The sequence below is a fragment of the Azonexus sp. R2A61 genome, assembly GCF_021401135.1.
Lineage (GTDB): Bacteria > Pseudomonadota > Gammaproteobacteria > Burkholderiales > Rhodocyclaceae > Azonexus.
The window spans coordinates 615,909-635,361 of record NZ_JACBFO010000001.1 but is presented as its reverse complement, the minus strand read 5'-3'; the positions used below and the strand labels follow the sequence as shown (position 1 = coordinate 635,361).

At 65.1% G+C, this 19,453-nt stretch carries 18 protein-coding genes and 1 riboswitch; of the genes, 5 read left to right on the top strand and 13 right to left on the bottom strand.

What is annotated here, in order from left to right; translation table 11 throughout:
• Positions 1 to 3 precede the first annotated feature (3 nt).
• The 3 genes from L0962_RS03160 to L0962_RS03150 are packed head-to-tail and all read right to left on the bottom strand — an operon-like array spanning position 4 to position 1,279.
• Entirely contained in the window at positions 4 to 516 is a 513-nt protein-coding gene (locus L0962_RS03160; RefSeq protein WP_234084049.1) for a chemotaxis protein CheW, read from the bottom strand.
• A 6-nt stretch (positions 517 to 522) separates the two neighbouring features.
• Complete coding sequence (locus L0962_RS03155) at positions 523 to 888, bottom strand: response regulator transcription factor (protein ID WP_234084047.1); 366 nt, start codon at positions 886 to 888, stop codon at positions 523 to 525.
• A 16-nt stretch (positions 889 to 904) separates the two neighbouring features.
• Positions 905 to 1,279, bottom strand: a complete 375-nt coding sequence (locus L0962_RS03150; protein ID WP_234085071.1) for a PleD family two-component system response regulator — start codon at positions 1,277 to 1,279, stop codon at positions 905 to 907.
• 220 nt (positions 1,280 to 1,499) lie between these two features.
• On the opposite strand from L0962_RS03150, the gene L0962_RS03145 reads away from it, so the two are divergent.
• The 4 genes from L0962_RS03145 to L0962_RS03130 all read left to right on the top strand — a co-directional run bounded on the left by L0962_RS03145 (position 1,500) and on the right by L0962_RS03130 (position 7,192).
• Entirely contained in the window at positions 1,500 to 2,354 is an 855-nt protein-coding gene (locus tag L0962_RS03145; protein ID WP_234084045.1) for a hydroxymethylpyrimidine/phosphomethylpyrimidine kinase, read from the top strand.
• Complete coding sequence (gene thiE / locus L0962_RS03140) at positions 2,347 to 2,988, top strand: thiamine phosphate synthase (protein ID WP_234084043.1); 642 nt, start codon at positions 2,347 to 2,349, stop codon at positions 2,986 to 2,988. The genes L0962_RS03145 and thiE overlap by 8 nt, the downstream gene beginning before the upstream one ends.
• On the top strand, positions 2,985 to 4,268 hold the full coding sequence (gene hemL, locus L0962_RS03135; RefSeq protein ID WP_234084041.1) for a glutamate-1-semialdehyde 2,1-aminomutase: 1,284 nt from the start codon (positions 2,985 to 2,987) through the stop codon (positions 4,266 to 4,268). The genes thiE and hemL overlap by 4 nt, the downstream gene beginning before the upstream one ends.
• Before the next feature lie 269 nt (positions 4,269 to 4,537).
• Positions 4,538 to 7,192 (top strand): chemotaxis protein CheW, encoded by a 2,655-nt coding sequence (locus tag L0962_RS03130; RefSeq protein WP_234084039.1) that lies wholly within the window; start codon positions 4,538 to 4,540, stop codon positions 7,190 to 7,192.
• Positions 7,193 to 7,196: 4 nt separating this feature from the next.
• Here L0962_RS03130 and mgtE read toward each other — a convergent pair whose 3' ends face one another.
• From mgtE to L0962_RS03090, 8 genes are all read right to left on the bottom strand, one after another.
• Complete coding sequence (mgtE, locus tag L0962_RS03125; RefSeq protein WP_234084037.1) at positions 7,197 to 8,639, bottom strand: magnesium transporter; 1,443 nt, start codon at positions 8,637 to 8,639, stop codon at positions 7,197 to 7,199.
• 91 nt (positions 8,640 to 8,730) lie between these two features.
• On the bottom strand, positions 8,731 to 9,426 hold the full coding sequence (gene mtgA / locus L0962_RS03120; protein ID WP_234084035.1) for a monofunctional biosynthetic peptidoglycan transglycosylase: 696 nt from the start codon (positions 9,424 to 9,426) through the stop codon (positions 8,731 to 8,733).
• The gene (gene aroE, locus L0962_RS03115; protein ID WP_234084033.1) at positions 9,423 to 10,247 is read right to left on the bottom strand and encodes a shikimate dehydrogenase; all 825 of its coding nucleotides are present in this window, start codon (positions 10,245 to 10,247) and stop codon (positions 9,423 to 9,425) included. The genes mtgA and aroE overlap by 4 nt, the downstream gene beginning before the upstream one ends.
• Before the next feature lie 9 nt (positions 10,248 to 10,256).
• Positions 10,257 to 11,141 (bottom strand): TonB family protein, encoded by an 885-nt coding sequence (locus L0962_RS18270; protein WP_234084031.1) that lies wholly within the window; start codon positions 11,139 to 11,141, stop codon positions 10,257 to 10,259.
• On the bottom strand, positions 11,138 to 13,042 hold the full coding sequence (locus L0962_RS03105) for a ribonuclease catalytic domain-containing protein (protein ID WP_234084029.1): 1,905 nt from the start codon (positions 13,040 to 13,042) through the stop codon (positions 11,138 to 11,140). The genes L0962_RS18270 and L0962_RS03105 overlap by 4 nt, the downstream gene beginning before the upstream one ends.
• Before the next feature lie 7 nt (positions 13,043 to 13,049).
• A complete protein-coding gene (locus L0962_RS03100) occupies positions 13,050 to 13,631 on the bottom strand; it encodes a YqiA/YcfP family alpha/beta fold hydrolase (RefSeq protein WP_234084026.1) in 582 nt (193 codons plus the stop codon).
• The gene (locus L0962_RS03095; protein ID WP_234084024.1) at positions 13,616 to 14,440 is read right to left on the bottom strand and encodes an undecaprenyl-diphosphate phosphatase; all 825 of its coding nucleotides are present in this window, start codon (positions 14,438 to 14,440) and stop codon (positions 13,616 to 13,618) included. Before L0962_RS03095 ends, L0962_RS03100 begins: the two co-directional genes overlap by 16 nt.
• A gap of 36 nt (positions 14,441 to 14,476) precedes the next feature.
• Positions 14,477 to 14,728: a YkgJ family cysteine cluster protein gene (locus tag L0962_RS03090; protein WP_234084022.1), complete on the bottom strand. Its 252-nt coding sequence runs from the start codon at positions 14,726 to 14,728 to the stop codon at positions 14,477 to 14,479.
• A gap of 230 nt (positions 14,729 to 14,958) precedes the next feature.
• Between L0962_RS03090 and L0962_RS03085 the strand changes: the two genes are divergently transcribed.
• Positions 14,959 to 15,822: a helix-hairpin-helix domain-containing protein gene (locus tag L0962_RS03085; protein WP_234084020.1), complete on the top strand. Its 864-nt coding sequence runs from the start codon at positions 14,959 to 14,961 to the stop codon at positions 15,820 to 15,822.
• Between the two features lie 13 nt (positions 15,823 to 15,835).
• On the opposite strand, the gene L0962_RS03080 is transcribed toward L0962_RS03085, so the two are convergent.
• Together L0962_RS03080 and thiC are read right to left on the bottom strand one after the other, a co-directional pair.
• The gene (locus L0962_RS03080) at positions 15,836 to 17,281 is read right to left on the bottom strand and encodes a chloride channel protein (RefSeq protein WP_234084018.1); all 1,446 of its coding nucleotides are present in this window, start codon (positions 17,279 to 17,281) and stop codon (positions 15,836 to 15,838) included.
• Positions 17,278 to 19,194, bottom strand: coding sequence for a phosphomethylpyrimidine synthase ThiC (gene thiC, locus L0962_RS03075; RefSeq protein WP_234084016.1), 1,917 nt, complete (start codon positions 19,192 to 19,194; stop codon positions 17,278 to 17,280). The genes L0962_RS03080 and thiC overlap by 4 nt, the downstream gene beginning before the upstream one ends.
• A gap of 49 nt (positions 19,195 to 19,243) precedes the next feature.
• A riboswitch (TPP riboswitch) is annotated at positions 19,244 to 19,346 on the bottom strand.
• Positions 19,347 to 19,453: the final 107 nt, after the last annotated feature.

The following is a 19,453-nucleotide window of genomic DNA, read 5'->3' as shown; positions in this document are numbered from 1 at the left end:
ATCTCAGGTTCCGATATTCATGAATTCCGGATCGGCCAGCAATTCGCGGACCGACAACTTGTGCCACATCCCGCCATGGACATCCGAGAAGCGCTGGCGCCCCCACGCCGGCAACTGTTCGTCGGCGTCGGCCGGGACGAAATCCTCCGGGTTTTTCAGCCCCAGCATGCGCGATACCAGCAGCGCGGCATTCGAACCATGCCGCGTGCCGATCAACAGCAGACGGGTATTGGCATTACGCGGTGTCTGCGGTCCACCCAGAAAAGCCGAAAAATCGGTCACCGAATGCAGGTTGCCGCGTACGTTGGCGATTCCGGCAAACCAGGGGCGCGTCAGCGGCACTTCGGTCAACTGCGGTGCCTGCACGATTTCGCCACCATCAGATAGTTCTACCAGCCAGGACTCGCCGCGCGCCTCGATCCCCAACCACGAGGCCGCCCGCCCGCCCTGCGCCGCATCGCTGAGGCGCCCGGCCAGATAGGCCTGAAAGTCGCGAAGGCTGCTCTTGCGGGCCATCGCCGGTCAGGACAGGGCGGCGATGCGCGCCAGCAGGTCGGTCGGATTGAGCGGCTTGACCAGATAATCGACCGCCCCCTGGCGCAAGCCCCAGATCTTGTCGGTTTCCTGGCCCTTGGTCGTGCACACGATCACCGGGATGTGCTTGGTGGCTTCGTCCCGGGTCAGCGTGCGGGTGGCCTGGTAGCCGTTCAGCCCAGGCATCACGACGTCCATCAGAATCAGGTCCGGCTTCTCCACCTTCGCCTTGGCGATGCCTTCCTCGCCATTCTCGGCCGTGCTCACCTGATAGCCGGCCTTGGTCAGCAGATCGACCGCGAAGAAACGTTCGGTAGGGGAATCGTCGACGACGAGTATGTTCTTGACGGGCATTTGTTGCTTCCTGAAACTACGGGTTGATTTCCGTTTCCGCCGGCAGCGCGAAAGTGGCTACCGTCTGCAGCAGACTGTCCTTGGTAAACGGCTTGGTCAGGTACTGATCGGAGCCGACCATGCGACCGCGCGCCCGGTCGAACAGGCCGTCCTTGGACGACAGCATGATCACCGGGGTGGCCTTGAAACGGGGGTTTTTCTTGATCAGGGCGCAGGTCTGGTAACCGTCCAGACGAGGCATCATGATGTCGCAGAAGATCACGGCCGGCTGATGATCGGCGATCTTCGCCAGTGCGTCGAAACCGTCCTCGGCCAACACGACCTGACAACCGGCCTGCACGAGAAATATCTCGGCACTGCGCCGGATGGTGTTGCTGTCGTCGATGACCATCACCCGGACGCCGCGCAGTCTGGATAAATCAGTCAATTCGCTGTCCCCTGGCTCGAAATGGATGCGTGTCCTTGCTATCGGCGCATCATACTACGGAAGCGCACGTCGGGGCCAAGTCCCGCCGCACTGTTGCATCATCCGACGGATGGCCGCCGGTCGCCCGGCGAATCGGCTAGAATCGGGCGCCCGCCCATCAAGAACCCGCCGGCGCCAAGCCTTCATGCCAAATCACACCCCGATCCCCGCCACCCCCGCCCAGGTGCTGGTGTTTGCCGCCAGCGACCCGACTTCCGGCGCCGGCATCCAGGCCGACATCCTGACGCTGGCCAGCCTGGGCTGCCATCCGTTGACCGCGCTGACCGCGCTGACCGTCCAGGACACCACCGGCGTCACCAGCCTGCAGGCGGTCGCCGCCGAACTGCTCGAACAGCAGGCGCGGACCGTGCTCGAAGACATGCCGGTGGCCGCTTTCAAGGTCGGCCTGCTGGGCAGCGTCGAAAACGTGCTGATGGTCGCCGAAATCGTCTCGGACTACCCGGAAATCCCGCTGGTGCTGGACCCGGTGCTCGCCTCCGGGCGTGGCGACAATCTGTCCGGCGAGGACATCATTGCCGCAATGCGCGAGATGCTGTTGCCGCAGACCACGCTGATCACGCCCAACGCACCGGAAGCCCGGCGGCTGGCGGAAAGCGACGAGGACGACAACGAACCGGCGCTCGACCTGTGCGCCACCCGGCTGATCGAGATGGGCGCCCAGTACGTGCTGATCACCGGCACGCACGAAAACACGCCGCTGGTCATCAATACGCTGTACGGGCCGGAGGGCACCCTGCGCCACGACCGCTGGGAACGGCTGCCGGGCAGTTACCACGGTTCCGGGTGCACGCTGGCCTCGGCCATTGCCGGCTGCATCGCCGGCGGTGCCAGCATCGAGGAAGCCGTTCGCGATGCCCAGGACTACACCTGGCAGGCGCTCAAGCACGGCTTCCGCGGCGGCATGGGCCAGTTCATTCCGGACCGCCTGTTCTGGGCCCGCGGCGACGAGGCCGAACAGGAGAACGGGCAGAATGCCTGAATCGCGCGCAAGCTTGCGCGGGCTCTACGCGATCACGCCGGAACGCAGCGACCGCGCCCGACTGCTGACCGAAGTCGACGCCGCGCTGCAGGGCGGCTGCCGGCTGCTGCAATACCGCGACAAGACCAGCCCGCCGACCGAACGCGTCAGCCGCGCCCATGCCTTGCGCGCCCTGACACGCCGCTACTCGGCCCGCCTGCTGATCAACGACGACCTGCCGCTGTGCCGACTGGTCGATGCCGACGGGGTTCACCTCGGCCGCGACGACGGCAATCTGAAACTGGCCCGCGCCATCCTCGGTCCGGCAGCCATCCTCGGCGCCTCCTGCTACGCCGAACCGGCACTGGCCGCGGCTGCCCAGCAGGCCGGGGCCGACTACGTCGCCTTCGGCGCGGTCTATCCGTCGTCGATCAAGCCGGATGCCGCAAGCGCCACGGTCGACCTGTTTTTTGATCAAAAACCGCAGTTGACCGCAGCCCTTTGCGCCATCGGCGGCATCACCGTCGCTAACGCACCGCCGCTGCTCGCCGCCGGCGTCGACCTGCTCGCCGTCATCACCGATCTTTTTTCGGCACCGGACATCGAAGCCCGCGCCGCCGCCTATCAACGACTTTTCGAGGAAGCCCAGTCATGACCTCCCGTAACGAAGAACTCTTCGCCCGCGCCCAGAAACACATCCCTGGCGGCGTCAATTCGCCGGTGCGCGCCTTCCGCTCGGTCGGCGGCACGCCGCTGTTCTTCCAGAAGGGCGCTGGCAGCCAGGTCCAGGACGCCGACGGCAAGTGGTACACCGACTACGTCGGCTCCTGGGGCCCGATGATCCTCGGCCACGCCCACCCGCAGGTCATCGCCGCCGTGCAGGCCGCGGTGGTCGACGGCCTCTCCTTCGGCGCGCCGACCGAGCGCGAGGTCGAGATCGCCGATCTGCTCTGCGAGATGGTGCCGTCGCTCGACATGGTCCGCCTGGTTTCCTCCGGCACCGAGGCGACGATGAGCGCCATCCGCCTGGCGCGCGGCTTCACCGGCCGCGACATCCTGGTCAAGTTCGAGGGCTGCTACCACGGTCACGCCGACCATCTGCTGGTCAAGGCCGGTTCCGGCCTGCTCACCTTCGGCAACCCGTCGTCGGGCGGCGTACCGGCCGGCACCGCCGAAACGACCATGGTCCTCACCTACAACGACCCGCAGGGTCTGGCCGAAGCCTTCAAGGCGCACGGCGACAAGATCGCCGCGGTGATCGTCGAGCCGGTGGTCGGCAACATGAACCTGATCGCGCCGACGGCGGAATTCCTCAAGGCCATGCGCGAGCTGACCGCGCAGTACGGCGCCGTGCTCATTTTCGACGAAGTGATGACCGGCTTCCGCGTCGGCCTGAAGAGCGCGCAAGGCCTCTTTGGCATCACCCCGGACCTGTCCACCTTCGGCAAGGTGGTCGGCGGCGGCATGCCCATGGGCGCCTTCGGCGGTCGCCGCGAGATCATGGAAAAGATCGCGCCGCTCGGCCCGGTCTATCAGGCCGGCACGCTGTCTGGCAACCCGGTCGCCACGGCGGCCGGGCTGGCGACGTTGAAGCTCATTCAGGAAAAAGGCTTCTACGAGGCGTTGACCGCAAAAACCAAGGCGCTGTGCGATGGCCTGGTCGCCGCTGCGCAGAAGCACGGTGTCGCCTTCAGCGCGCAGAACGTCGGCGGCATGTTCGGCCTCTATTTCGCCGAGCGTTGCCCGGGCAGCTACGACGAAGTGCTGGCTTGCGACAAGGAAGCATTCAACCGCTTCTTCCACGCCATGATCGAAGCCGGCCACTACTTCGCGCCGTCGGCCTTCGAGGCCGGTTTCGTCTCGGCCGCGCACAGCGAGGCCGACATCGCCGGCACGATTGCCGCCGCGGATGCCTGGTTCGCGACGCAAGCCTGAACGCCAGCGGTTCCGCCTGTTTCGTTCCTGCTGACAGGCGATCTGCGTCAATCGCCGCCTGACGCGAGCGGCGACACATGCGGACAGCGCAGGGCGGGCCCGAACCGCCCTGCGTCTGGCACGCAACGGCGCACCCGGAAGGTGCGCCTTTTTTTGCCAAAGCCTGCACCCGCCCCCACAACAGGGCAGTTTTGCCCCGGAATGGCTCGTTTCATCGGGCACCGTTTTTGCTGCAACGACCTGTCGCTGCACCATTCCGGAGCCACCTCATGAGAAAACGCGCCCACGCCCGCCCACAACCCGGTCTCGACTATCTGGCCGGCTTCATGCACAGCCTGGCCGAAGATCGTGCCCGACTGGCGGAAATCCGGGCCGCTTACGACCAGCTCAGCCTGCTCGGACAACTGCTCTCGGCCGGCACCGACATCAGCGCGATGCGTGGCGAATTCAACCGTCAGGCCGACATACTGCTCGAGCAACTGGTCCGCGAGCAGCACAAGAAAGCCCTGCTGCATCTCGGCGCCGCTGCCGGTATTGCGGTCGACGTGCTGACCCGCAACCTTTTCGAGCGCACCGCCGATATCGGTTTCCTGGCCACCGACAGCGAGATACGGCGCTTTGCCGAGGCCGGCTGCGACGACCCGAGACGGACATCGGACCCGTTCGCCAGCATGAAGCTGCTGTCCCGCTTCACCGAATATGTCGAGAAATACTCGGTCTACCACAACATCATGCTGCTCTCGCCGTCCGGCGAGGTGCTGCTGCAGCTCGACGGCAACAATCCGGTCAGCGCTTCGCAAGACCGGCTGATCGGCGAAGCGCTGGCCACCGACGCCGGCTATGTCGAAATCTTCCGGCCCAGCGATCTGCTGCCGGGCGATCCCAGCCCGCTGATCTACGCCTATCGCGTCATGTCGGAAGACGGCACGCGACCGGTCGCCATCCTGTGCCTGTGCTTCCGCTTCCAGGATGAATGCCGGCGGATTTTCGACAGCCTGGTGGCGCCGGATGACTGGACCGTCATCACCCTGCTCGATGCAACCGGCCGGGTCATCGCCAGCAGCGACACCAACCAGTTTCCGCTCGGCGTTACGCTCGAAGCTGTCGCCGACGACGCCTGCCGCATCGTCCGCTTTGCCGGCCGGGAATACCTGGCCACCACGCGCCGGACACACGGCTATCAGGGCTACCGGGTGCCCGGCTGGGTCGCGCATGCGCTGACGCCACTCAACCACGCCTTCGAAAGCTCGGGCTGCGAGGAACTGGCCATGGTTCCCGACGACTTCCTGGCCGGCGTCCTGGAAACCTCGACGCTGTTCAGCCCGGAACTCAAAGCCATCCCGCGCGAAGCGGCACGTATTCAGGATGAACTGAACCGTTCGGTCTGGAACGGTCACGTCTGGCTGTGTCGCGATCCCGATGCGGCACAGAATGCCGGTTTCGCCAAAATCCTGCTGCGCGAGATCGGACATACCGGGGAACACACGCGCACGGTATTCGCCAGCGCGATCGCCAATCTCTACAAGGCGGTGATTTCATCGACGCTGTTCGACTGCGGCACGCAAGCGGCGCTGGCCATCGATATTCTGGACCGCAACCTGTACGAACGGGCCAACGATTGCCGCTGGTGGGCGCTCACGCCATGCTTCCGGGAGATACTCGCTCAGCCCGGCAACATCGATGCCGGGCAACGGGCACGACTGACCGACGTGCTGCGCCGGATCAATGCCTTGTACACCGTCTACAGCAACCTGATGCTGTTCGACGGCAGCGGCAAGGTGGTCGCCGTCTCCAACCCGGCCGACAACGACTGGCTGGGCCGCCGACTAGAAGCGGCCTGGGTCCGCCCGACGCTGAATCTGGCCGACACGCAGCACTACACGCAATCCGCCTTCGAACCCAGCCCGCTCTACGACGGACGCCCGACCTACATCCATGCGGCGACCGTCCGCGCCCCCGACAGCAACGAGCCGGTCGGCGGCATCGCCATCGTGTTCGATGCCGAGCCGCAGTTCCGCGCCATGCTCGACGACATCCTGCCACGACAGACCGATGGCAGCCCGGTCCCGGATACCTTTGCCGTGTTCGCCGGCCGCGACGGCCGGGTCATGGCGACGACAGCGCCGCACATCGAAGCCGGTACCCCGCTGCTGATCGGTTCCGAATTCTTCAATCTGGGCCGCGGCGAAAGCTTCACCAACATCGTCATCTTCGATGGGCGCTACTACGCCGTCGGTTCGACGATGAGCGCCGGCTACCGGGAATACCGGAGTGGCGAAACGGCGCAGCGCGACGATGTACTGGCGCTGGTATTCCGCCCGCTTTCCGCCGGCATCGTCGACGGCGAACGCCTGGCCCGGCAGCGCATGCCCGTCGCTCAGCAGACGGCGGCCAAACGCCAGACCGGTGCGAACGGAGTCGACATCGCGTGTTTCCACATCGCCGGCAACTGGTACGGCATTCGCGCCGAGCAGGTAATCGAGGCCGTCGCCTGCGAGCACCTGACCCCCTTGCCCGACCATGGCAACAATCTCTGTGGCTGCCTGATGTATCGCGGCGAGGCGCTGAGCGTGATCGACCCGGCCCCGTTGCTGGCCAGCCGTACGCCATCGCCCGAACGCCGCCGGGCCGGCGACCGCGGACAGCGCCAGATCGTCGTGCTCGAATCCGGCCGCAACGGACCGCGCTTCGGCATCCTGATCGACCAGCTGGCTGCCGTCAGCGAAATTCCCGCCGGCAGGATAGAAGCGCTTCCCGAGATGATGAGCGACGGCACGTCACTCATCGACGCGCTGGTCAAACCGATCGACGAAGCCGGCGAACGGCGGATACTGATCCTGCTATCGCCGGAACGTATGCTGCGCCGTCTCGGCTGTTTGCCAACCCCCTCCGCGTGGCAACCGGATACTCAGACAGCTCGCTGAAGGCTCAGAGAAGGAACACGGTCGCCAGACCGAGGAAGATGAAGAAACCGCCGGAATCGGTCAGTGCGGTGATCATCACCGAACCACCGACCGCCGGGTCGGCGCCGAATTTCTGGCGCAGCAGCGGAATACCGACGCCAGCCGTCGCGGCAAGCAACAGGTTGAGCGTCATCGCCGCAGTCATCACCAGGCCGAGCGGATAGCTGCCGTACAGCCACCAGGCGGCAATGCCCAGCAGGCCGCCCCAGATCAGGCCGTTGATCGTCGCCACGCCGAGTTCCTTGCGCAGCAGGCGGCGCATCGCATCGGGCTGGACCTGACCCATGGCGATCGCCCGCACGATCATGGTAATCGTCTGATTGCCGGAATTGCCGCCGATACCGGCAACGATCGGCATCAGCGCGGCCAGCGCCACCAGCTTCTCGATCGACCCTTCGAAGGCGCCGATCACCCGCGAAGCGACGAAGGCGGTGACCAGATTGATCGCCAGCCAGGCCCAGCGGTTGCGCACCGAATCCCAGACCGAGGCGAAGATGTCTTCCTCCTCGGCCAGACCGGCCTGCGCCAGTTGCTCCTGCTCGGCTTCCTCACGGATGTAGTCGACGACCTCGTTGACCGTCACCCGGCCGACCAGCCGGCCGATGCTGTCAACCACCGGCGCCGACACCAGATCGTAACGCTCGAAAGCCTTGGCGGCGTCCTCGGCATCATCGTCCGGCTCGAAATGGACGAAGTCGGCATGCATCAGCGAGCCGACCTCGACCTCGACTTCGTTGACCAGCAGGATGTTCAACGGCAGCACGCCCTTCAGATGCTCGTTGCGGTCGACCACGAACAGCTGGTCGGTATGATCGGGCAGTTCGTCGAAGCGGCGCAGATAGCGCAGCACGACTTCGAGCGTGACGTCCTCGCGCACGGTGACCATGTCGAAGTCCATGATCGCGCCGACCGAATCCTCGGGATAGGACATCGCCGCCCGCAGGTGTTCGCGCTCCTCGACCGACAGGCTCTGGAAGACGTCGTCGATGACGCTCTGCGGCAGATCGGGGGCCAGGTCGGCCAGCTCGTCGGCATCCAGCGTTTCGGCGGCGGCCAGCAGCTCGGTGCGCTCCATCGACTCGATGAGGCTTTCGCGCACCGCGTCGGAGACTTCGAGCAGGATTTCGCCGTCGTGTTCGGCCTTGACCAGATCCCAGACGATCAGACGATCGTCGAGCGGCAACGCCTCGAGGATGAAGGCGATGTCGGCCGGGTGCATCGGCTCCAGCATGTGCTGCAGTTCGTGCAGATGCTGCTTGTGCACCAGCCCTTCGACCAGCTCGTGGCGCGGCCCTTCCTGACGGTGCACCAGCTCCTCGACCAGCTTGTGCCGAGCGAGCAGGGTCTGCACCTCGGCGAGGCGCTCCTGCAGGTCTTCGGTGTCGGTCAGTTGGCCTTCTTCGCTCATGGTGCAGTGCCGCAAAAGATGCGGCATTCTAGCACCGCGACGGTGCGGACCAAGGGGCAAATTGCTGCGGATTACCCTTAGGCGGAGCGCTTCAGGGCACGCTGGCCGAAGGCATCCGGGCCAAGATGATCGCCGTCTTGCGACCGAGGCCCGGCGCGCTGCGGTTGCGGTCGTAGAAGCGCGGATTAGGCACCATGCCGGCCAGTCGCGCCGCCTGTTCCGGCCCAAGCTGGCCGGCCGACACGCCGTAGTAATGACGTGCCGCGGCTTCGGCACCGAACACGCCGTTGCCCCATTCGATCACGTTCAGGTAAACCTCGAAGATGCGCTGCTTGCTCCACAGGTTTTCCAGCATCAGCGTGATCACCGCTTCCTCGGCCTTGCGGAAATAGGATTTGGTCGGCGACAGGAAGAGATTCTTCGCCAGTTGCTGGCTGATCGTCGAGCCGCCGGCGACGAAGCGCCCTTTTTTCTGGTTCTTTTCGATGGCTTTCTGGATACCTTCCCAGTCGAAGCCTTCATGATCGACGAACTTCGCGTCCTCGGCGGCGATGATCGCCCGCTTCAGATGGGTCGAGATGCGCTCGTAAGGCACCCATTGCTGGCGCAGCACTGCATCCGGCTGCTTTTCGCGCAATTCGGCGAGGCGGATTTCCATGAAACGCGTCGTTCCCGGATTGACCACCCCCCAGAAGGCGACCCAGGCCAGCAGCCAGAGCAGCCACAGGACAAGCGCACCGATGGCGAACAGCAGGCCGCGTCGCAGCCAGCGGCCGACGGTTTTCATCCGGCCAGCGCCTGGCGCAAACCGGCCAGCACCGGCGCCGTCGCCGGCCGCACGCCGCGCCATACGGCGAAAGCTTCGGCCGCCTGGCCGACCAGCATGCCCAGACCGTCGGCCAGCTGTGCCGCCCCCTGCTCGCGGGCCTGGCGCAGGAAGGGCGTTTCACCCTTGCCGTACATCATGTCGTAGGCCAGCGCGCCCGGCGCGAACAGGCCCTCCGGCAGCGGCAGGGCGTTGCCGGAAAGGCTCGCCGAGGTCGCGTTGATTACCAGATCGAAACTTCTGCCGGCCATTTTTGCGAAATCTCCGGCGTCGACCGCAGCCATGTCGGCAAACAGCGCAGCCAGCGCCTCGGCCTTGTCGGCGCTGCGGTTGGCGATGGCCAGCGCAGCCGGCCGAGCGGCCAGCAACGGCTCGATCACCCCGCGCGCAGCACCGCCGGCGCCAAGCAACAGGACCCGTTTGCCGGGCAGCGGGAAGGCCAGATTGCCTTCGATGTCGGCGACCAGCCCGGCACCGTCGGTGTTGTCACCGAACACCCGGCTTTTTTCGAAACGCAAGGTGTTGACCGCACCGGCCCGCGCCGCGCGCGGACTGAGTTCGTCGCACAGACGGAAGGCCTCTTCCTTGAACGGCACGGTGACGTTGGCGCCGCGCCCGCCCGCGGCGACGAATTCGGCAACGGCGGCGGCAAAGCCGTCCACCGGCGCCAGCCGCGCCTCGTAAATCAGATCCTGCCCGGTCGAGCGGGCAAAGGCAGCGTGGATCAGCGGCGATTTCGAGTGGGCAATCGGATTGCCGAACACGGCGTAGAGATCGGACATGATGGAGTTCTAGCGGTTGCTGGTGGCGACGGTATCGCCGGGCACGAAATTCCATTCGCGGGCAAACGACAGGATGCTCGCGCCACCCATCGCCTCGCGCGGAATCGGCCCGAAGGGCGCGCCGAGGCGCAAGATGCGCATGGCCGCCTGATCAAGCACCTTGTGCCCGGACGAACGGGAAATCTCGACGTTGTAGATGCTGCCGTCGTCGACGCGCAGCTCGACGTAGATCACTACCTTGCCGTACAGCTTGCCGCGCGCTTCCTCGGGATAATTCAGCGTGCCGATACGCTCGATCTTCTGCTTCCAGGCATCGAAATACGGCGCCAGGCCGTATTCCATCGTGCGTGCGCCGATAAACTTCTTCTGCGGCCGCTTGTTGTATTCATCGATTGCCTTGTTGATCTCGCCTTCCAGGCGGGCCATCGCCCGCGCCGTATCGGCCAGGTCCAGGCCGCTGACCGGTGCCGGCGCCGGCTGCTCGCTGCGGGTTTCGGCCGCATTCACCCGGGCCTTGCTCTCGGCCTGCGTCAGCATGCGCTGCTGCTGAGCCTCCAGTTCGCGCACGCGACGGCGCAATTGCTGCAGGTCATTGCCCGACTCCTGCCGTTCGGTGGACGGCAGGGGGGTTGCCGCGCGCCGCTCGGCATCGGTGTTGCCGCCGCCATCCAGGTTGCTCTGCGCCAGCGCCTGCGCATCGTGCGGGCGCTTGGCCGACCGGGCATTGACCAGGATGATGTCGAGTGCCTTTTCACGGGCGATCTTCGACGCATCGGGAAAGGCGAAATGCAGTGACAACAGCAGGCCGTGCGCCAGCAGGGAAACCACGATCGCCAGGGTCAACCGGCGATCGGCGGGATTTTCCGGCAGGGGCAGGGCCAAGCGCTTGCTCACGCCGCCTCGTCCTCCGGCAGCGCGGCTTCGGCTTCAGCCGAATCGAGGGCGACAACGAAGCGGGCGCTCACCTCGGGCCCGAGCAGATCGATCTGCTCAACGGCCAGACGCACGCGACTGCCCGGCGCCAGATCGGCCGGCATCGACGGCACGCGCAGCATCAGCGGCAGGTGGTCAAGCTTGACCAGTTGTTCGCGACGTACCGTCGCCTCGATCTCGACGACCTGATGCTGCTGCAGCCAGCGCAGGCACCAGTAGCGCTCCATCAGCCGCTGAAAATCGGCGTAGGCGGCGTAGGTCAGCTCGAAATCGCGCATCGCCGCGAACAGCTCGGCCGACTTTTGCGGGAAGGGCGGCGGATTGCCGCGCAGGCAGGCGATCAGCTGCCACTGGTTGACCAGGTCGCAATAGCGGCGCAGCGGCGAGGTCATCCACGCGTATTGCGGCACGCCGAGGCCTTCGTGCGGCAGCGGCGAAGTGGTCATGCGCACCTTGCCCTGGGTCTGGGCGCGGTACAGGCAGGCGATGTTCTTCTCGGCAAGCAGACCGCCCCAGGTCGAATTGGCGACGATCATCAGCTCGGCGACCAGCTTGTCGAGCGGACTGCCGCGCTTGCGCTCGCTGATGCCGACAGTGCAACTGTCCGGGTCGGCGAGGTCGCCGGCGATCTCGAAATTGTAGTCGTTCACGCCCTGCACCGCCGACGGCTTGCCGCGGCGGCCTTCGCAGGCGTTAGCGAAGTGCCACAGATGCAGCAGCTCGCGGGCAAAGGGCTTGTCCGGCAGGGCGCCGCCGACCGTCTCGGCGTTGAACCAGGGTTCGACGTCGTGGTGACGCAGGTTGTCGGCGATGTGCACCAGTTCGACGCAGGATTCGTGGGAAACCACCTCGAAAACGTCGTTGACCGTCAGATACAGCGACACCGCCGGGCAATCGACGCCGCCGGCCAGCGTGTAGTTCTGGACCACGGCGTCAGGCAGCATGGTGATCTTGTTGCCGGGCATGTACACCGTCGACAGCCGGGCGCGGGCGACGCCATCGAGCGGCGAGCCGTGCTCGATGGCCAGCCCCGGCGCAGCGATATGGATGCCGATGCGGGTGCCGATGCCGGGCAGCCAGGTGACCGACAGCGCGTCGTCGATCTCGGTGGTGTTGGCGTCGTCGATCGAGAAAGCGCGCACGCCGGCTTTCGGCAGATCGGACGGCAGGCCGGGTGCCTCAAGCGCCGGGAAGCCGGTGCCCCTGGGGAACTGCTCGTGCAGGAAACGCTTGTAGTGCAGGTGGTAGGCCGACTTGATCGCGCCGCACTTGAACAGCAGTTGCGCGGCGCTCAGGCCGGTTTCGGCGCAGGCGCTCTCGAAGGCCTTGGTTTCCGGCTTGTTGCGGTCCGGCGCGTAGAGCAGGGCGTCGGTGAGCGCGCCGATTTCCGGCGGCAGGCGGAATGCCTTCAGCTCGGCGAGCCAGCCTTCCATCGCCAGCGCTTGCTGACGCTTTTTTTCAAAATTGGCCAGAGCGGCTGCGAGAATGTCGGCAGGCGCCTTGCGGAAATGCCCTTTGCCTTTGCGATGAAAATAGACGGGCGCTGCGTGCAGGGCAAGCAGCACCGCCGTCGCTTCGACCGGCGCGGGGTCGTGTCCGTAGTAATCACGGGCAAAATCCAGAAACGAAAATTCGCCATCGCTGACACACTCCCACAGGAAATCCGCCTCGATTTCATCGGCCAGCGGCGTTGCCTGGTCGAGCAGGGCACTGGCCGCCGGGGCTGCGAAACGCAGCAACACGTTGGCCGACTTGATCTTGCTGCGCTTGCCGGAGGGCATTTCGACCTGCAACGAACTGTCGTTGTCGGCCATGATGCTGCCTGCCTTGAAACCGCCGTCTTCTTCGAATAATACGTTCATCGGCGGATTATAACCTCGCGTATTCAAGTATTTGCGGGATGAACTCAGGAAAACGGGTGAAGCTGTGATCGCCGCCTTCGAGCACCGTTTGCCGACAGCCCAGCCAGAAAGCCTGCGCCTGCCGGTAGTCGAGCACCTCGTCGCCGGTTTCCAGCAGCAGCCACAGATCGTCGACCGGCGGCGGCAGGATCTGGGCGTGCAATTGCGCGGCATGTTCGCGGGTAAACACGAAGCTGTCCTCGCCGTGCAGGTAACGGTGTTCGCCGACGAATTTGTCCGGATCCAGCCGGTCGACCGCAGCCGGGTTGATCAGCACCGCGCGCAAACCGTGGCGGGCCGCCAGATAACTGGCGTAATGCCCACCGAGCGAGGAACCGACCAGGGTCACCGGCCCGCGCCCTTGCGTCTGCGCGTTTCCGATCAGCGCCGACACGTCGGCCATCGCCTGCGCCGGCACCGACGACAAGGGCGGGCAGAGGAAATGTTCCGCCAACCCGCGTTCGGCCATTGCCTCGCCAAGCAGGCGCGACTTCCAGGCGCCTGGCGAGGAACGGAAACCGTGCAGGTAAAGGATCAGCCCGCGTGCCACTCGACCCAGCCGAATTGCGCGGTCAACAGCACGATCACGCCAAAAACGATGCGATACCAGGCAAAAACGGTGAAATCGTGACTGGAGACGTAACGCAGCAGCGCCTTGACGGTCAGCATCGCGGCGACGAAAGAGGCCACGAAGCCGACAGCGAACACCGGCAGATCAGCCATGTGCAGCAGCGACCAGTTCTTGTAGACGTCGTAGACGGTCGCCGCGAACATCGTCGGAATGGCCAGGAAGAAGGAGAACTCGGTCGCCGTCTTGCGCGACAGGCCGAAGATCAGTCCGCCCATGATCGTCGCGCCGGAACGCGAAACGCCCGGGAACATTGCCATCGCCTGGGCGAAGCCGACCTTCAGCGCATCCTGCCAGCCCATCGCCTCGACGCTGTCCACCCGCGGGTGGTAAGCCTTGCGCTCGACGTAGAGGATGACCAGACCGCCGACGATCAGCGCGCCGGCCACGGTCAACGGGTTGAACAGGTAGTTTTTGATGATGCTGTGGAACATCAGTCCGAGCACCGCCGCCGGCAGGAAACCGACGATCAGCAGGCCGGTGAAACGGCGTTGCGCGGGATCGTTACCCAGGCCGCCGACGACGCGGACGATGCGCTCGCGGTAGAACCAGCAGACGGCAAGGATGGCCGCCAACTGAATGACGATCTTGAACACCTTGCTCTGCTCGTCGGTGTAGTCGAGCAGGCTGCCGATGATGATCAGGTGGCCGGTCGACGAGATCGGCAGGAATTCGGTCAGACCCTCGACGATGCCGAGGATCAGGGCTTTGAACAGGAGCAGGGTATCCATGGGGGCGCTTCTATGACAGGAGCGCGCATTTTACCCTCAGGGCCGGGTCTGCGCCTCCAGTTCAGCGAGCCACTGCAGGGCATGCGCCCGGCTGCTGCCGCACATCTCGACGGACGGTTGCAGGCCGCCGCAGCAGGCCGGCCGCCGCGGATCGCCGAACAGCCGGCAACGCCATTCGGCGTCGAGATGCCGGCACGGCTCGCCCGCCGGCTTGGCCAGCGACGAGATCGACGGGGCGATGCAACAGGCGCCGCAACCGGCACGGCAAACGGGAATTTCCTCGGACATCCGGCCATTGTCGCAAACCCGACGGCAAGCTGCCGGAAAACGCCTCTTTGCAGTGCGGAAATATCATATTGGCATGTCGCATTCCGGACAATACAATCACGCCGAAAGCCGCATCCGCAAGCCATTTGCACCGCATGAGTGCATCACAAAATATTCTTTTGGATTTCACCGGATTTCCATCGCGACCTGCCTATAATGCGCGCCTTTTTGCCGCTCCCGGAGCTCGACACATGCCTACCCAATCCATCCGCCTGGGCCCCCGCCACGGCTATCGTACCGACGGCGACTTCGTCCATCTGAATGCCGAACTCAGCGACATTCCCGACACCTCGGCGAACTGGGCGCTGCGCCTGGTGGTCGGCAACGGCATCGTCGTCGCCACGCTGCCGCTGCCGCCGGGTCAATCGCTGATCGCCGGCGACGCCCTGCTCGTCCCGCCGGCCGGTGAAGGCCCGTGGTGGCCGGCACTGGAACTGCTGCGCGATGGCGAAATCGCCGACCGCGCGGCCTATCCGGCGCCGATCGTTTTTGTCCAACCGGCCCTGCAAGCTGCGGTCAACGTCGGCTTTGACGAAAAAACCGCCGAAATCGCCGTCGACCGCATCATCAACCCGCGCCCCAGCGACAACCGCAGCGGCACGCTGGCGCTGGAAATCTGGGCGCTCGCCGCCCCCTGCGACGGCGGCCCCTGGCAGGGCGAGCCGGTCGCCGGCCTGATGCTCGGCAGCCTGGACGGCCAGCAGAGCTGGCAAGACCTGCGCTTCAGCGTACCGACTGGCGAACTGCCGGCCAACGGCCACCTGACCCTGATGCTGCGCGAGTGGACGCCGGCTGGTTACCTGACCCGCGACTTCCGTCCGCTGGCGCGCCCGGCAACGGCCAAACCGGCAACGGCTGCCGGCAAGACGAGCGCCGGCAAGGTTGCGGTCAACAGCGCAACGGAAGCGGAAATCGCCGCTGTCAAAGGCATCAGCAAGACACTCGCCAAGGCCATCGTTGCCGCCCGTCCCTACGCCTCGCTCGACGAACTGACCCGGGCCAAGGGCGTCGGCGTGAAACTGCTGGCCCGTCTGCGCAGCAACCTGACTCTCTGAAAACGGCGGCCGGCTAGCCGGCCGATGTTTTCGGCGTCTCGGCAGGCGGCTCGCTAATCGCCGCCTGTGTGGCCGCCGGCGGCGGTTGCTGCTGGCGCACCATGTGTTCGGCCAGCGAGGAATAGAGTGGCCGCGAGACCAGCCGCGAGACCGCCGAAGCGATCAGCGCAGTGGCCATCAGGCCGATCACCAGCGGATAGCCGTCGACCATCTCCATGACGATCACGAAGGCGGTGATCGGCGCCTGCGTGGCCGCGGCAAGAAAACCGACCATGCACAGCACGACCACCGTCGTCGGAAAGGCATGACCGCCGAGCAAGGGCTGCAGGTTCTGCCCAACGCCGGCGCCGATGGCCAGCGATGGCGCGAAGATGCCGCCCGGCAGTCCGGAAAGATAGGAAACCACGGTGGCAACGAACTTGGCCGGCCCGAAATACCAGGGCATGTCGGCCTGACCGCTCAGCAACATGTGCGTCTGCTCGAAACCGCTGCCCCAGGTGACGCCGCCGGTGACATGCCCGAGCGCGGCGACCAGCAGGCCGCAGAAGGCCACGAAACCGTAAGGATGCGCGGCGCGCCAGTCGGCCAGCCGCCCCTTCCAGCCCAGCGCCGAGGTCAGCAACAGACGGGCGAACAAGCCGCCGGTAATGCCGGTCACCAGGGCGCAGACGAAAATCGCGTAAGCCAGTTCGGCACTGTCACCGAACACCACGACACGCCCGAAATAATTGTCGCTGCCCAGGAAATGCTGGGCGATCACGCCGGCCAGCACGATCGCGGTAATCACCACGCCGCTCATCCGCGACTCGATGCTGCGCGACAGCTCCTCGATGGCAAACACGATGCCGGCCAGCGGTGCATTGAAGGCAGCGGCGATGCCGGCGGCGCCGCCGGCGACGAGCAGATGGGCGCGCTGGATGCGCAGGGTGGTCGGCAGAAAACGGCCGGCCGCCGCCATCAGGCAGGCACCGACCTGCACCGTCGGCCCCTCGCGGCCGAACGAAAACCCGGAACCGACCGCAGCCACACCAACCATGATCTTGCCGACGGCAATGCGCAACGAAATCAACGGCCGCCACGGCCGATCGGTGGCCCGCTTCATTTCGGCGATCACCTGCGGAATCCCCGACCCCTGCGAGCCCGGAAACCAGTTCCGGGTCACCCACAGCAAACCGGCCCCGGCCAGCGGCGCGACGACGAAAGGCAGCCAGGGATGGCGCCCGGCCGCCGTGGCAAAAAAATGGGCCGCATGGTCGGTCATCAATGCGAAGCCGACTGCTGCCAGACCGACGATGATGCCGAAACTCCAGAACACGGCACGGCCCAGCCATATCCTGCCCTGCGCCAGCAGGTAGTTCTGGTTGGAACGGACGTACGCCTGGGCCTGCCGGAAACGGCGTTCGACCCAGGCGGCCAGTCGAATCAGGACGCCTTCGCTAGGCGCCGTAGGCTCGCTCATACCTTGTGGTAGATCTCCGCCCCGGTCTTCACGAATTCGACGGCCTTGGTCTCCATACCCTTCTGCAACGCATCTTCGTCGTTCAAACCCTGTTGTGCAGCGAAATCGCGCACATCCTGCGTGATCTTCATCGAGCAGAAATGCGGGCCGCACATCGAACAGAAGTGGGCGACCTTGGCCGATTCCTTGGGCAGGGTTTCGTCGTGGAAGGACTTGGCCTTGTCCGGGTCGAGGCCGAGGTTGAACTGGTCGTCCCAGCGGAACTCGTAGCGCGCCTTGGACAGCGCGTTGTCGCGAATCTGCGCGCCGGGATGGCCCTTGGCCAGGTCGGCGGCGTGGGCGGCGAGCTTGTAGGTGATGATGCCTTCCTTGACGTCGTTCTTGTCGGGCAGGCCGAGGTGCTCCTTCGGCGTCACGTAGCAGAGCATGGCCGTGCCGTACCAGCCGATCATCGCGGCGCCAATGCCGCTGGTGATGTGGTCGTAGCCCGGCGCGATGTCGGTGGTCAAGGGGCCAAGGGTGTAGAACGGGGCTTCCTTGCAGTATTCGAGCTGCAGGTCCATGTTCTCCTTGATCAGGTGCATGGGCACATGGCCCGGCCCTTCGATGATGGTCTGCACGTCGTGCTTCCAGGCGATTTCGGTGAGTTCGCCGAGCGTCTTCAATTCGCCCAGTTGCGCTTCGTCGTTGGCGTCGTAGATCGAGCCGGGACGCAGGCCATCGCCGAGGCTGAAGGCGACGTCGTAGGCCTTCATGATCTCGCAGATTTCCTCGAAGTGCGTGTACAGGAAGCTTTCCTTGTGATGCGCCAGGCACCACTTGGCCATGATCGAGCCGCCGCGGCTGACGATGCCGGTCATCCGGCTGGCGGTCATCGGGATGTAGCGCAGCAGCACGCCGGCGTGGATGGTGAAGTAATCGACGCCTTGTTCGGCCTGTTCGATCAGCGTGTCGCGGAAGATTTCCCAGGTCAGGTCCTCGGCCTTGCCGTTCACCTTTTCCAGCGCCTGGTAGATCGGCACCGTGCCGATCGGCACCGGCGAGTTGCGGATGATCCACTCGCGCGTTTCGTGGATGTTCTTGCCGGTGGACAGGTCCATCACCGTGTCGCCACCCCAGCGGATCGACCAGGTCATCTTCTCGACTTCTTCCTGAATGGAGGAGCCGAGCGCCGAGTTGCCGATGTTGGCGTTGATCTTGGTCAGGAAGTTGCGGCCGATGATCATCGGCTCACTTTCCGGGTGGTTGATGTTGTTCGGGATGATGGCGCGGCCGCGGGCGACCTCGCTGCGCACGAACTCCGGCGTGATTTCGGCCGGAATCGAAGCGCCAAAGCTCTGGCCGGGATGCTGGCGGGTCAGCAGCTTGGCCATTTTTTCGCCCTGCGGGCCGGTCGACCGTAAGGATTCGATGTAAGCGGCGCGATTGAGGTTTTCGCGGATCGCCACGTATTCCATTTCCGGCGTGATGATGCCTTTACGGGCGTAGTGCATCTGGCTGACGTTGGCGCCGGCCTTGGCCCGGCGCGGCTTGCGATGCAGGCCGGGGAACCGCAGTTCGTCGAGCTTGGCGTCAGCGGCGCGCTGACGGCCGTATTCGGACGTCAGGTCGGGCAGCTCCTCGGTGTCGCCGCGCTCTTCGATCCACCTGGCGCGCAGCGCCGGCAGGCCGGAGCGGATGTCGATCTTGGCCGCCGGGTCGGAATACGGGCCGGAACAGTCGTAGACGAAGATCGGCGGATTCTTCTCGCCGCCGAAGCCGGTCGGCGTGTCGGCCTGGCTGATCTCACGCATCGGCACTCGCAGGTCCGGGCGCGAACCCTCAACGTAAATCTTGCGGGAGTTGGGCAATGGCTGGACCGCCGCTTCGTCCACATGGGCGTTGGCGGCGATGAATTGTTCTTTGGCGTTCATGGTGCAGGCTCCAGGCAGAAGGCGGGATTGAGACGTGCAAGGAGCGATCTGGTTCCAAATTTCGTTTCCCTACGCCGGCATGACCCGATCAGGTTCGAAGGGTATCTCTCAGCCACCGGCTCTCCCACCGGTCGGCACCCCTAACGAGTGGCTGCAAGTTACTGGAAACACAGGCAAAATGCAAGGAATGTAAAGAATTGCTCAAGATAGCTAGAAATCGGTCGAAATATATCCGACAAGCCATCGATTAATAAGAAAG

What these genes read in the sequence shown, in the direction of transcription:
- L0962_RS03090 (WP_234084022.1), bottom strand. Translation starts at nt 14,728, where the DNA reads ATGTCCGAGGAAATTCCCGTTTGCCGTGCCGGTTGCGGCGCCTGTTGC.
- L0962_RS03080 (WP_234084018.1), bottom strand. Translation starts at nt 17,281, where the DNA reads ATGAGCGAGCCTACGGCGCCTAGCGAAGGCGTCCTGATTCGACTGGCC.
- hemL (WP_234084041.1), top strand. Translation starts at nt 2,985, where the DNA reads ATGACCTCCCGTAACGAAGAACTCTTCGCCCGCGCCCAGAAACACATC.
- L0962_RS03155 (WP_234084047.1), bottom strand. Translation starts at nt 888, where the DNA reads ATGCCCGTCAAGAACATACTCGTCGTCGACGATTCCCCTACCGAACGT.
- aroE (WP_234084033.1), bottom strand. Translation starts at nt 10,247, where the DNA reads ATGTCCGATCTCTACGCCGTGTTCGGCAATCCGATTGCCCACTCGAAA.
- mtgA (WP_234084035.1), bottom strand. Translation starts at nt 9,426, where the DNA reads ATGAAAACCGTCGGCCGCTGGCTGCGACGCGGCCTGCTGTTCGCCATC.
- L0962_RS03150 (WP_234085071.1), bottom strand. Translation starts at nt 1,279, where the DNA reads ATGGTCATCGACGACAGCAACACCATCCGGCGCAGTGCCGAGATATTT.
- thiE (WP_234084043.1), top strand. Translation starts at nt 2,347, where the DNA reads ATGCCTGAATCGCGCGCAAGCTTGCGCGGGCTCTACGCGATCACGCCG.
- L0962_RS03130 (WP_234084039.1), top strand. Translation starts at nt 4,538, where the DNA reads ATGAGAAAACGCGCCCACGCCCGCCCACAACCCGGTCTCGACTATCTG.
- thiC (WP_234084016.1), bottom strand. Translation starts at nt 19,194, where the DNA reads ATGAACGCCAAAGAACAATTCATCGCCGCCAACGCCCATGTGGACGAA.
- L0962_RS03145 (WP_234084045.1), top strand. Translation starts at nt 1,500, where the DNA reads ATGCCAAATCACACCCCGATCCCCGCCACCCCCGCCCAGGTGCTGGTG.
- L0962_RS03160 (WP_234084049.1), bottom strand. Translation starts at nt 516, where the DNA reads ATGGCCCGCAAGAGCAGCCTTCGCGACTTTCAGGCCTATCTGGCCGGG.
- mgtE (WP_234084037.1), bottom strand. Translation starts at nt 8,639, where the DNA reads ATGAGCGAAGAAGGCCAACTGACCGACACCGAAGACCTGCAGGAGCGC.
- L0962_RS03085 (WP_234084020.1), top strand. Translation starts at nt 14,959, where the DNA reads ATGCCTACCCAATCCATCCGCCTGGGCCCCCGCCACGGCTATCGTACC.
- L0962_RS03105 (WP_234084029.1), bottom strand. Translation starts at nt 13,042, where the DNA reads ATGAACGTATTATTCGAAGAAGACGGCGGTTTCAAGGCAGGCAGCATC.
- L0962_RS03095 (WP_234084024.1), bottom strand. Translation starts at nt 14,440, where the DNA reads ATGGATACCCTGCTCCTGTTCAAAGCCCTGATCCTCGGCATCGTCGAG.